The organism is Vibrio sp. 10N.247.311.47, assembly GCF_041467535.1.
GTDB lineage: Bacteria > Pseudomonadota > Gammaproteobacteria > Enterobacterales > Vibrionaceae > Vibrio > Vibrio crassostreae_C.
Genome location: NZ_JBFSUR010000002.1, coordinates 105,153 through 117,328, shown reverse-complemented (window position 1 = coordinate 117,328; position 12,176 = coordinate 105,153). Strand labels below are relative to the sequence as shown.

The 12,176-nt window shown below is 43.1% G+C and carries 11 protein-coding genes; 5 read left to right on the top strand and 6 right to left on the bottom strand.

Annotated elements, in window-relative coordinates:
* Nucleotides 1–21: 21 nt before the first annotated feature.
* A complete protein-coding gene (locus AB6E51_RS02080; RefSeq protein WP_017061519.1) occupies nucleotides 22–225 on the top strand; it encodes a hypothetical protein in 204 nt (67 codons plus the stop codon).
* Between the two features lie 183 nt (nucleotides 226–408).
* On the opposite strand, the gene AB6E51_RS02075 is transcribed toward AB6E51_RS02080, so the two are convergent.
* The gene (locus AB6E51_RS02075) at nucleotides 409–1,299 is read right to left on the bottom strand and encodes a LysR family transcriptional regulator (protein WP_017061518.1); all 891 of its coding nucleotides are present in this window, start codon (nucleotides 1,297–1,299) and stop codon (nucleotides 409–411) included.
* Nucleotides 1,300–1,453: 154 nt separating this feature from the next.
* On the opposite strand from AB6E51_RS02075, the gene AB6E51_RS02070 reads away from it, so the two are divergent.
* Both AB6E51_RS02070 and nagB read left to right on the top strand, forming a co-directional pair.
* Nucleotides 1,454–1,807 carry a DUF413 domain-containing protein gene (locus tag AB6E51_RS02070; protein WP_017061517.1) on the top strand — a complete coding sequence of 118 codons (354 nt, stop codon included), beginning with the start codon at nucleotides 1,454–1,456 and terminating at the stop codon, nucleotides 1,805–1,807.
* Nucleotides 1,808–2,413: 606 nt separating this feature from the next.
* Nucleotides 2,414–3,214 carry a glucosamine-6-phosphate deaminase gene (gene nagB / locus AB6E51_RS02065; protein WP_372057718.1) on the top strand — a complete coding sequence of 267 codons (801 nt, stop codon included), beginning with the start codon at nucleotides 2,414–2,416 and terminating at the stop codon, nucleotides 3,212–3,214.
* A gap of 286 nt (nucleotides 3,215–3,500) precedes the next feature.
* Here nagB and AB6E51_RS02060 read toward each other — a convergent pair whose 3' ends face one another.
* The 3 genes from AB6E51_RS02060 to AB6E51_RS02050 form a co-directional block, all read right to left on the bottom strand.
* A complete protein-coding gene (locus tag AB6E51_RS02060; protein ID WP_022571110.1) occupies nucleotides 3,501–4,037 on the bottom strand; it encodes an MltR family transcriptional regulator in 537 nt (178 codons plus the stop codon).
* A 50-nt stretch (nucleotides 4,038–4,087) separates the two neighbouring features.
* A complete protein-coding gene (locus AB6E51_RS02055) occupies nucleotides 4,088–5,236 on the bottom strand; it encodes a mannitol-1-phosphate 5-dehydrogenase (RefSeq protein ID WP_372057717.1) in 1,149 nt (382 codons plus the stop codon).
* 183 nt (nucleotides 5,237–5,419) lie between these two features.
* Nucleotides 5,420–7,312 carry a PTS mannitol transporter subunit IICBA gene (locus AB6E51_RS02050; protein ID WP_017066361.1) on the bottom strand — a complete coding sequence of 631 codons (1,893 nt, stop codon included), beginning with the start codon at nucleotides 7,310–7,312 and terminating at the stop codon, nucleotides 5,420–5,422.
* Nucleotides 7,313–7,883: 571 nt separating this feature from the next.
* On the opposite strand from AB6E51_RS02050, the gene AB6E51_RS02045 reads away from it, so the two are divergent.
* Together AB6E51_RS02045 and AB6E51_RS02040 are read left to right on the top strand one after the other, a co-directional pair.
* Nucleotides 7,884–8,750 (top strand): hypothetical protein, encoded by an 867-nt coding sequence (locus AB6E51_RS02045; RefSeq protein WP_017070219.1) that lies wholly within the window; start codon nucleotides 7,884–7,886, stop codon nucleotides 8,748–8,750.
* Nucleotides 8,751–9,041: 291 nt separating this feature from the next.
* On the top strand, nucleotides 9,042–9,698 hold the full coding sequence (locus AB6E51_RS02040; RefSeq protein ID WP_017061511.1) for an NAD(P)H-dependent oxidoreductase: 657 nt from the start codon (nucleotides 9,042–9,044) through the stop codon (nucleotides 9,696–9,698).
* Between the two features lie 437 nt (nucleotides 9,699–10,135).
* Here AB6E51_RS02040 and gltS read toward each other — a convergent pair whose 3' ends face one another.
* Together gltS and AB6E51_RS02030 are read right to left on the bottom strand one after the other, a co-directional pair.
* Nucleotides 10,136–11,362: a sodium/glutamate symporter gene (gltS, locus tag AB6E51_RS02035; RefSeq protein ID WP_017060972.1), complete on the bottom strand. Its 1,227-nt coding sequence runs from the start codon at nucleotides 11,360–11,362 to the stop codon at nucleotides 10,136–10,138.
* A gap of 316 nt (nucleotides 11,363–11,678) precedes the next feature.
* Complete coding sequence (locus AB6E51_RS02030) at nucleotides 11,679–12,035, bottom strand: YibL family ribosome-associated protein (protein WP_017060971.1); 357 nt, start codon at nucleotides 12,033–12,035, stop codon at nucleotides 11,679–11,681.
* Between the last annotated feature and the right edge of the window lie 141 nt (nucleotides 12,036–12,176).

Here is a 12,176-nt window from a genome sequence, read left to right as displayed (position 1 = left end):
GAATATAAAAAGGAAAAGGCTATGGTTCTACACACATGTCGTATTGTTTTATCAAATCAACAGGTTCTCACCAGTCAATCAGTCGAGCAGTCTCTAAGCTTTCTTGAAGACAAAGCGGACAACGGGATTTCTATGATCGAGATTGACGCAACGGATGGCAATCAAATCCATTCGTACATGTCACACTCTCTTGAAGAGTCTATTGAGAATCTAATGAACCTATAGGGCTTTTAATAAAGGCTACACATACCAGGCCTAAACGATATTTATGGAATTAGAAACGATCTCTAGTTCCGAAAAGAAGTACATTTCTGGTTTAAAACAAAAATGGCTCCCAACTATACAATTAGTTGGGAGCCATTTTTTATTGAATCTAATCAGCAAAGCCACTGCTTACCGCGAATGCCGTTACTCAGGTGCTTGTTCAGCGGCTTGCTGCAATGTGTAAGCCGTCGATGGGTCAATCTCATTAACCAACTTCTCAACCTGCATGATCGCATCAACCGAGGTACTGCTTTTACGGTAGCTCAGATAAATTGGGAGATACCAGTCTTCAACCCCTTTCACCTTGTGCAGCTGACCCGAATCGATAAAAGGTTCGACTAGAGACACCGGAAGATACGCACTGCCGCCTTTCTCTAAAATGAAATCGAGGGCGATACGGGCTGTAGAGGTACGTAGGTACGGTGCTGGCACTTTAGGGTGACGTTCTGCGTGTTCAGAACCAAAGCGCGTTCCCCAATCCACATAAACATACTTATGTTGAAATACAGATTCCAGATCATCTTGCTGCGTTGATACCAACACCAAAACCAAGTCAGCGACTTTTTTACAGTTCAGCTCTTCTGCTTTGATCTGATCGAACGCGAAAGCCATATCTAAGGTTCGTTCTAACAAATTACGGTTCAGTTGCTCGCGCCCCATCACCTCTGCCATAAAGCCGTAACCACCAAAAGAGTCGGTTACCACACTTAAACAGTTTTGCAGATACGCATCCCAAATATTCGGCGTGCCGCCCAGCGTTAACTGCAAGGCTTTACCACTCTCTAACGACAGCTCAAATTTGGCTTGTTGTAGGGTGGACACCATCACTTCGGCATAACCAATCAAACGTTCACCGGAAGATGTGAGTTTGATGTTATTGCGGTCACGAATGAAGAGCTGAGTATCAAAATAGCCTTCAAGCTGTTTGATCCGCGCACTCACCGCCGCTTGTGTTAAATACAAGTTTTCAGCTGCACGCCCAAAATGGCGCACCCTTGCAACCTCAAGAAAGGTTCTAAATACTTTCACATCCATCAAATACATCTCTGTAATAAATCTGCTAACTAGCCGATCTAGGATTGTTTATCGTAAAGGCAAAAACATTTTGTTTCCTATTTTAGCCTTTTAACAATATTTTCGCGTGAGCAATAAACACTAATTTCTATCTAACCACATTACTGAGGCTGATATGTCTGAGACCGAATTCCGACACGGAAAAAAACGTTTTTATGACACCATTAAATTCCCGAGAGGGTTCGCTAAGTCGGGTGATTTTACTCTTTCAGAAGAGGAAATCCTAACCTTGTTTGGTGACACTATGCTTGCACTTGAAACTGGTGAACTAGCACCAATCAATGCAGAAGAAAAACACTTCATTAAAGTGTTGTCTCACCCTCATAAGGCAAAGTCCAAGTTAGAGCGTGTTTGGTTGAAGTACATTCAACTGGCTCGTGGACGCCGTCGCTTTCACACCCTAAACGGCTGCAAACGCGGCGACGTATCTAGGGAAGAATACGAAAGTGAGTTAGTGTTAGAAGATTAGTAAAATCGCTCAAAGTGATACCTCATCACTTTGGGCTTTTTTTTGCCTTCAAACACACATCTTCTTTGTAATTGGTAAGTTTAGCCAACCTATCCATTTTTACCAATATTTATATACAATTCATAGCGATAGCGTGACTAAAATACAGCTCTCGTTCAATCTTATGGGTATTCATCCCACTGAGATTCATCGTTCTTCATCCTGCCCCTGTCTTTTATCACGATAGCGCTCCATTGCCATCATTATTTTTCTAGTTTCAACTATACGCTCAACGCTTGTTTATACTCGAAACACGTTAATGCACCAAAATTCGTCAATGGTTCGAGCGATGCCATTATTGCAATAATCGTATCAAGGCATAGAAACACACCAACCCTTTCAGGTGCTGAATTAGATCAACATTGCTGTATATGACAAACGTATTAATCTTGTTTAACGCCACCAAATATCCATACAATAATTGTGCAATTTTGAGAGTTCCAGTCACAGTTACGACGAAAAAAGCAAAAACTTGACCTAAAACAATAGCGGAACTGGATAACTTATTTTATAATGCGAATTAATGTTTCAGAACACTATAAAATTTTATTTCTAGGGGCAAAATCAATGAGACTTATTCCATTAAGCAACAAAGCTAAAGTAGGTAAATGGGCTGCTCGTCATATCGCAGATTCAATCAACAAGTTCGCTCCAACGGCTGAGCGTCCATTTGTACTAGGTCTTCCTACTGGTAGCACACCTCTAACTACTTACGCTGAGCTAATTGAACTTTACAAAGCTGGCGAAGTTAGCTTCAAGCACGTTGTAACATTCAACATGGATGAGTACGTTGGCATCGACCCTAACCACCCAGAGTCTTACCGCACATTCATGCACGAGAACTTCTTCAACCACGTTGATATCCAAGCAGAAAACATCAACCTGCTAGACGGCAAAGCTGAAGATATCGATGCTCACTGTGCAGCATACGAAGAGAAAATCCGTTCATACGGCAAAATCAGCCTGTTCATGGGCGGCGTAGGCATCGACGGTCACATCGCATTCAACGAACCAGGTTCTTCTCTATCTTCACGCACTCGTATCAAAACGTTGACTGAAGACACTCGTATCGCGAACTCTCGTTTCTTCGATGGCGACATCAACCAAGTTCCTAAATACGCACTAACTATCGGTGTTGCGACTCTTCTAGATGCAGAAGAAGTGATGATCCTTTCTCTAGGCCACAACAAAGCTCAAGCGCTTCAAATGGCTATCGAAGGTTCTGTAAACCACATGTGGACTGTTACAGCTCTACAGATGCACCGTAAAGCTATCATCGTTGCTGATGAGCCAGCTCAACAAGAGCTAAAAGTTAAGACTCTACGCTACTTCCAAGAGCTAGAAGCTGAGAACATCCAAGACCTATAATTCCTATAGTCTTGAATAGCAGGGCGTTTTTATAAAGAGAGCGTCTTGAATAGAAAAAGCCACTGAATGTGGCTTTTTTTGTGCCTGCTGCTTTTGTATTTAATGGGAAGATATTTCGGATATTTTTTAGAAGCACAAAAACAAAAAAGCGATTTCTCAAACAAGAGAAACCGCAATGACGGTATATTCTAAGATGGATAAAACGAATTAAAGCTAGATAAGCTAAATAAACACTTTAGGTGTAAGCTCAAGCGAAAGCTTCAAGCTATGAACTCAATAGCAAAAACTAAGAACTCAGCGCGTTATCTCGGCACAAGGTGTTAATGATGTCTGTAATAGCCAAAACGATCGTGGATTTCACTTTCTGGTTATGTCGACCCAAGAACATTTCTAACATTGGACCAGACATGGTTTTCACCATCTCAGGGTCGTATTCAATAGGCATAATACGCTGAATAGCATGTACTTTGTTTAGCTCAAAGATGATATCCACTTCAGTAAAACTGGTGTCATCACCCTGTATTTTCGCCCATTCTTTTAAGGTCACGAAAATCTCTAAGTCGTCATAAAGCTCTTTACTGATCACGCCAAGCCCCAGAAGCAACTTTCCGCGTATCATTATTTCCCCTAGCGGCCCGCCACTATTGAGAAGAGGTTCTACAACGAACTTAATCGCAGTATCGTCTTTCTTGAAAATATTTTTTAAAACCGAATCTACCGTATCATCCAATGCATCATAAGCGGCCATCAGGCAAGCGCCAGCACTCTCAGCCTCGGAAAGTGCTTCGAGTAATTCTGTTTCATGATTAGTTTGTATTGGCATAACGGCTCGGCAATAAGAAAGTGCCACAGGAGTGGCACTTTGGTGGTTTATCATTTCAATGCTAGATAAGCTTGTTCCGCTAGTTTAACAACTTCTGAGTCACTATTCAGCTCAGAATAATATGCTAATGTCTCTGCAAAGCCTTTTTCTGCAAACATTGCTTGAAGTTCAACCGCTTGTGGGTCGTCTTCGTTCTTGTAATGGAACGCAGCAGCGATTGCTTTTACTAGGTGAGCATTCGGTAGGCCGTACTCTAATGTACCGTTTAGAGGCTTAACTAGGCGGTCTTGCGGGCTCAGTTTACGAATTGGCTGACGACCAACGCGGTCTACTTCATCACGTAAGAACGGGTTAGCAAAACGACCTAGAATCTTTTGGATGTAGGCAGCGTGTGCTTCTGGATCAAAGCCGTAACGCTTAATCAGAACCGCACCACTCTCTTCCATCGTCGCTGTTACTTCAGCGCGGATTACGTCATCTTCGATAGAGTCTTTAATAGTCTCATGACCTGCAAGCACACCAAGGTATGCCGTTACCAAGTGACCTGTGTTTAGCGTGAACAGTTTACGCTCAACGAAAGCCATTAGGTTATCAGTGCATTCCATTCCTGGGATGTTTGGAATCTCACCTTTGAATTGTGTTTGATCTACGATCCACTCGCTGAACGTTTCAACCGTTACCGCTAGAGGATCTGTTTCGCCCGCTTCTGCCGGTGGAACAATACGGTCAACCGCAGAATCAACAAAGCCAATGTGCTCTTCAGTGAACGCTTTCATTTCATCAGAAAGGTGCTCTAACACGGCTGCTTTTAATTGGCTAGTACCGCGAACCATGTTCTCTGCCGCGATGATGTTCATTGGTGCAGTGTTGTTTGCTGCTGCACGCTTTTCAATGCCTTGAGCGATAGACTTAGAGATGATTTTAAGAACCGTAGGGCCCACTGCAGTCGTCACAAGATCAGACTCAGCAATGCAATCTACTACTGCGCTTGTCGCTGAGTTTACTGCTGTCACGTTCTTAACAACTTCGACAACACACTCTTCGCCAACAATCTTAACTGGGTATTCTTGGCGTTCAATTAACGCATTTACAACCGTTTCATTTACGTCAGCAAACGTAACCTTCATACCAGCATCAGAAAGAAGCTTACCAATGAAACCACGACCGATATTACCTGCACCAAAATGTAACGCTTTCATAATTTTGACCTTATAAATATTTGAATCTAGATAGCTAACTGCTCAACAACATGCCTTGACGATGTGCCCTAGGCATTAAGCAGTAAGCTATTCAGACTGAATCTTGTTAGAAAGATTAAGACCGAAAATGAGGCCAGTAGGGGGATACCGGCCTCCTTCACTCAGGAGCTTGACTAGAGCTTTTTAGTTTCCGTTGAGAATACGTAGAACATCAGCAGGGTTTGTTGTGTTCTGTAGGCATTCCACAGCTTCTTCATCATCGAGTGAATTGGTAATCGCCATCAGCACCATGTTGTGCTCATCGCCTTGTGCGGCAATACCGATAACCATCTTCGCGATATCATCTTCATCTTCGCCCCACTGAATACCTTCAGGGTACTGACAGAAAACGATGCCGGTTTTTTGTACGTACTGTTTCGCTTCGATTGTGCCGTGTGGTACTGCGATAGACTCACCTAGGTAAGTAGACACAAGCTCTTCACGAGCAAACATGCCATCTACGTATTCTGGTGATACGTTGCCAAGTTTTACTAATTGTTCGCCAGCAAACTTGATTGCGTCTTCTTTTTGAGTCGCTTTAAGGCCAAGGAAGATGCTGTCGTCAGTGAGTGCAAGCTTGTTGCCTTCTTGCGCTGGAGCTGCTGCAGGAGCCGGAGCTTCTACTTTCGCTTCACCACTTTGAGCATCGACAAGCTCGGCAACTAGTTGGTCGTATACGCCGCCGTCTAGGAAGTTGCTTAGAGACATATGCATCGCACCTGGCACAGTGCTACGAGCACGGTCTGTTAGGTCTTTATGCGTAATAACGATTTGCGAATCAGCCGGTAGGTTGTTGATTGCGTAATTGGTTACTTCAATGTCTAGGCCAGCTGTTGCTACTTTCTTACGTAGTAGACCTGCACCCATTGCACTTGAACCCATACCCGCATCACACGCTACATAAACTGCTTTTACATCCGCTAGGTTTACGTTTGCTTCTGCTGCTGCACCTTTAGAAGACGCTTTCATGTCTTTCATTTGTGCAGAAGCTTTCTCTAGTGAATCTTCCTCATCATCTTGCGCTGATGTTTTAAGAAGGATTGACGCTACAACAAACGATACTGCCGTTGCTGCGATAACAGATAGAATCACGCCGATGTAAGAGCCTTTTGGCGTCATCAGTAAGACTGCGAAGATAGAACCTGGAGATGCTGGAGAGATAAGGCCAGAATCGAACATTACGTTAGTGAATACACCCGCCATACCACCTGCGATTACCGCAAGAATTAGACGTGGGTTCATTAGAACGTAAGGGAAGTAAATTTCGTGGATACCCCCTAGGAAGTGGATGATAGATGCACCAGCAGCAGATTGCTTCGCGCTACCTTTACCAAACACCATGTAAGCAAGTAGAAGACCAAAACCAGGACCTGGGTTTGCTTCGATTAGGAAGAAGATAGAGCGACCCATCTCTTCAGATTGCTGGATACCTAGTGGAGAGAAGATACCGTGGTTGATTGCGTTATTTAGGAATAGGATTTTCGCAGGTTCAACAAAGATAGATGCTAGAGGTAGTGCACCCGCTTCTACCATTGCGTTTACGCCAGCCGCAAGTCCGCCAGACAGAATCTTAACCGCAGGACCAATCACGATGAACGCGATGATCGCACAGATCATGCCGATGATACCCGCAGAGAAGTTGTTCACTAGCATTTCGAAACCACTCTTCACTTTACCGTGAACAGCTTCATCGAATTTCTTAATTGCGATACCACCTAGTGGACCCACAATCATTGCACCCATGAACATTGGGATATCAGTACCAACGATAACACCCATGGTCGTGATGGCACCCACTACCGCACCGCGGTCACCACCAACCATTTTACCACCGGTGTAACCAATCAATAGTGGCAGTAGGTATGTAATCATAGGGCCAACCATTGATGCTAACGTTTCGTTAGGCCACCAACCGGTTGGGATGAATAGTGCAGTAATGAAACCCCACGCAATAAATGCGCCGATGTTTGGCATTACCATATTGGATAAGAAACGACCAAAGTTTTGAACCTTAATCTTTGCTTCTGGTGATAACATAGGTAGAACCCCGTAATGTATTGGTTGGTCAAATGACCGAAAGTGTGTACTCAAAAGTCGATTAAAATGTATCACAACATTTCCAAAATGCACCTTAGCCCAACTTTCGTGATAGCCATCACACACGAAAAACACTTTCGGGTTAACAAGCACACCTTAGATCACAAAAACACCATGAATTTAAATTACAAAGCCAAATTAATGAGAATAGATATCATCAACACACGATCTAGATCACATTTTATTTTGTAATACTTAAAAATAAAATGTGATTAAAGTCACATTTAATAAAATATAGCATCTAAGATCTATATAAACCGTACAAAAGAACATCGTGTCACGTATATAAAATATGCACCCAGATGAGCAAAATCGCGATGCCTGTAATTTAATTACAGGTTGAGCTACATTTTGCTAAACATACAAAACGAGACCTAACGCTCTACTAAAAACATAGACCACTGAACTGCAGTTAGCATTGATAGATGTGATATGGTATTTACCAACGCTATCGCATCATATATATCTCCAACACCCATCAGCTGATCACTCCGCTATTTGAGAAAAGACTATGTCAGACAAAATTTCCACATCCGCACTCGCTAAACAAAAAGGCATAGAAGCTAAAGCTTTATTTAGCGATCTAAAAACAGCGGGCTATATAGTGCGTTCACAAGAGCGTTGGATTCTCACAGAACGGGGAGAAAGCTTTGGTGGGGAATATGTCGAACACAAGAAGTTTGGTGTCTTTATTGTCTGGCCAGAGAAACTGCTTATCGATTTGGACTCATTCTCAGGAAAAACACTCACCGCCACCCAGCTTGGCAGTGCCTTTCAACTCAGCGCAAAGAAAATCAACTTACTGCTCAACGAGCTTGGTTGGATAACAAAAGAAGAAGACGGTTGGCATGTCACCTCTACAGGCTTAAAAGCCGGAGGTGAACAAAGAGAAGACAAAGCGACTCAAAACTTATTCGTGGTATGGCACGACTCATTGGTTCGCAATAAACGTTTAAAGCAGTCTGTTGTTGAATTCCTAGGGCATGATGCTGAAAGCCACTCGACCGATGTGTCATTCTCCAGTTTTCGTCAGAAATTTGAGGCGAAGCACCGAAGCTTAGACGGGCATTATGTTCGATCAAAGGGAGAGCTGATCATTGATAACTGGCTTTATATGGCAGGAGTGGTCCATGCGTACGAGCGTCCGCTTCCGATATCAAAAGAAGTGATCAGCGATTTTTATCTACCAAGTGGCAAAGTATACATCCAGTTCTGGGGAACTGATTCTGCGCCAATCGCCGAAAATAAACGTGAAGCTACGAGAAAAATCTATGAAGAGCATGGTTTTGGTTTAATCGAAATCACGCCAGAAGATATCCCCAACCTAGACAGCGTACTTCCGCCATTATTGCGCCAATATGGTATCAAAGCGTACTAAGCTACTGAATCTAGAGATTCCACCTCCATTAAGATCACACTTATTGAATCATTATGGACATTATTAACCATAGTGATTTGATATGTTCGCTATTTTTCCCGAGTCATTCTTCTATTATCTTACACCCATCGACTTGAGCTACCGCAGATACTCGATTTATTGGGGCATGTTCGATAACTATTTAGACGTTCAATCTATTGAGATTCGTTTAAATTGGTTATCCGTTTATTGTTGACGTAACTGAACATAAAACCCTACAACATTTATTATTGATAGATATTAGGATTCAACATGACTCATCCAATCATTACTGATCTAAACACTCGTTACACAGCTAAAAAATACGATGCAGAAAAGCGCATCTCTGCGGAAGACATGGAAGTAATCAAAGAAGCACTTCGCTTGTCAGCTTCTTCTATCAACTCTCAGCCTTGGAAATTCATCATCATTGAGAGTGACGCAGCAAAACAACGCTTCCACAATACTTTCGAAAACATGTTCCAGTTTAACCAACCACATGCGAAAGAAGCGTCACACACGATCCTGTTTGCTCACGATCCTAAGTACACTAAAGAGAAATTCGCGAAGCGTGCTGATACAGAAGTAAGCTCTGGTCACTTACCAGCTGAAATGTACGAGCAATTCTTAGGTGCTTACGCATTCGCAGAAATGAACACAGACGAAACAGGTTTCAACGGTAACTGGACTAAGTCTCAAGTTTACATCGCACTAGGTAACACACTGCACACACTAGCTCGTCTAGGTATCGCTTCAACACCTATGGAAGGTGTAGATGCAGCTATGATCAGCGAAGAGTTTGCTGACGAACTAGAAGGTCACGTTGTTGATGTAGCTCTAGCTATCGGCTACCACAAAGACGGCGAAGACTACAACTACGGCAAACCAAAAGCGCGCCTAGCTCTTGATGAAGTCGTTACAACACTTTAGGGCGTGTTGACCTTTCGTGGTTAAATTTCGTTCGGATGGGGACGCCTAGTCAAAAGCGTTTTAATCGCGGTGAGGGAGAAGTAGCCTAGTCATTCTAAGCAAACCTCCCTCAACAAAGAGTAAAACGCTTTTTGCGGGGGCGCCCAGCTCGAACCCTTCGGGCAGCGTTTGCTGGTCATTTCTACTGCGTTATCGGCTTCTCATGTAGGCTAGCTACACATCGATGCCTCTGCCTTGTATAAATACCCAGCAACTCACTGCAAAAATCAGCTCGAAAGATCAACACGCCCTAGTTATTGATGTGACAGAGCCCTAACCGCAGGGGTATCAGGCAAGAAAACCTCGATAAACAAGAACAAAAAAAGCCAGTCAACAGACTGGCTTTCTTGTATTCATCTTAGTGCGATAAGCACATTGCGTTTAAGTAAAGGCGAACATTAACCGATAAACGAGATGTAACCCTGAAGGATAATCAGGTTAACGATATCGATAAAGAAGGCACCAACAATTGGCACCACCATGAACGCCTGTGGTGAAGGACCAAAACGGTTCACCAAAGAGCCCATGTTCATTACCGCTGTTGGTGTTGCACCTAGGCCGAAACCACAGTGACCACCTGCCATAACCGCTGCGTCGTAGTTAGAACCCATTACTTTGAACGTCACAAAGTAAGAGAAGATACCTAACACAACCGCCTGAACCGCCAGGATAACCAAGAACGGAATCGCAAGGTCAAATATGTTCCAAAGCTTAAGGCTCATTAGCGCCATTGCTAGGAACAGTGACAATGACACCGTACCAAGAATATCGACCGTTTCGCTGTCAGTCTTATGCAGCTTAGTCACTTCAAACACGTTAGTGATGAACACACCGATAAACAACGCGTAAACGAAGTCAGGAATCATCAACCAAGAAATTTCAAAAGTCGCCACCCACTGCTCTAGGTACTTCGCACCCGTGATACAGATAAGAAGGATGAACAACACTTCAATCACCTTCTTCGCCGTCACTTTGTCTTCTTCATACTCGTTGTAAGTAACAAGTTCAGGGAAGCGTTCATGTGTTTGCGTGCCAGTGCCGTACTCAGATTCAAGCTGGTTTTTATCAATCAGCTTTTGCGCCACTGGGCTACCGATAATACCACCGATGATCAAACCAAAGGTCGCTGAAGCCATCGCGATTTCTAGCGTATTTGCAATGCCAAACGTGTCTGCAAAAGTTTGAGACCAAGCCGCGCCTGTGCCGTGACCGCCCGAAAGGGTGATAGAGCCAGCAATCAAACCCATCAAGGGTTCAAGGCCTAGTGCCGTAGCTAAGGTTACGCCTACACCGTTTTGGATAATGATGTAAACCGACGCTACCCCTAAGAATAGGAATACCTTAGCACCACCTTTTATCAGCTGCGTGTAGTTCGCCGCAAGACCGACCGTTGCAAAGAACATCAACATAAACGTGTTCTGCAGGGGCAAGGAAAACTCAAGATCAAGGCCGTTAAAGTGCAGGGCTGTAATAGCAAAAGCGACAATCAAGCCGCCGACAATGGGCTCTGGAATGTTGTACTTTTTGAGAATCGGAAGCTTTGCATTGACGAAATGACCTAGAAACAAAACACTAATCGCGATTAGGAAGGATTCTAGTGGTCCAATTGAAATTAATTGATTCATATAACCTCTATTTTTTTACGTTCTCATCTTCCCTAATGAGTCTAGTTTTATCTGTAATTATTTGTGCTGCTCTACCTATATTTATACAAACTGGAGAGAAAGTGTGGATTCGAAAAGCGAACACATTACTGCGATCGCTTAGTACCATGTTAGTAGCACGTTAACTTTTATAGGAGATAAAAGGATTTGTGACAACAATCACCTCCTAAAAGTTGAAAACGGCGTGAGTATCTATGCCGCTGACTCTGCTTTCTTAATACCTAAAAAAGCAAAAAGGAGCTATTTCTAGCTCCTCTTTCATCACCATCGCTGGTAATTAGAATTTTTTCGGTGCGTAACCAGTCATAACCTCAATGCGAAGTTCTTTACCGATCTTCGTCATTGGGTGAACAATTACGAGTCCTTTAACAGACTTTTTAAGTTTACCCATATCCGCTTGCTCAGCCTTAGTGATCTCACGGCTAAATGGCATATCAACCAGAGACTTACGCTCTTGGTTCACATCATAGCTTTCTTTGTGTTTAAGCTGGGCAATTTTCTTAGTTAGCTTCTTAATCTCTTCCTCGAACTGACGAACAACAGGACGATCATTACGAGTTTTAGCAGCATCTAACTTGTGGCGACACTTGTCTAGACGGTTGTTAATTTGTTGAAGTTCGTTTTTAACACTCATAATAATTTCCTAAGATTAAACAAGCCAATTCGGATTGGGGCGCGGAGTATAGCACAAGGGTTGTGTTGAACCGAAATTTATCTGTTAATTACCAATAGAAACGAATCACATCGACACCGCTCATTCAGCTTACTTATTCTT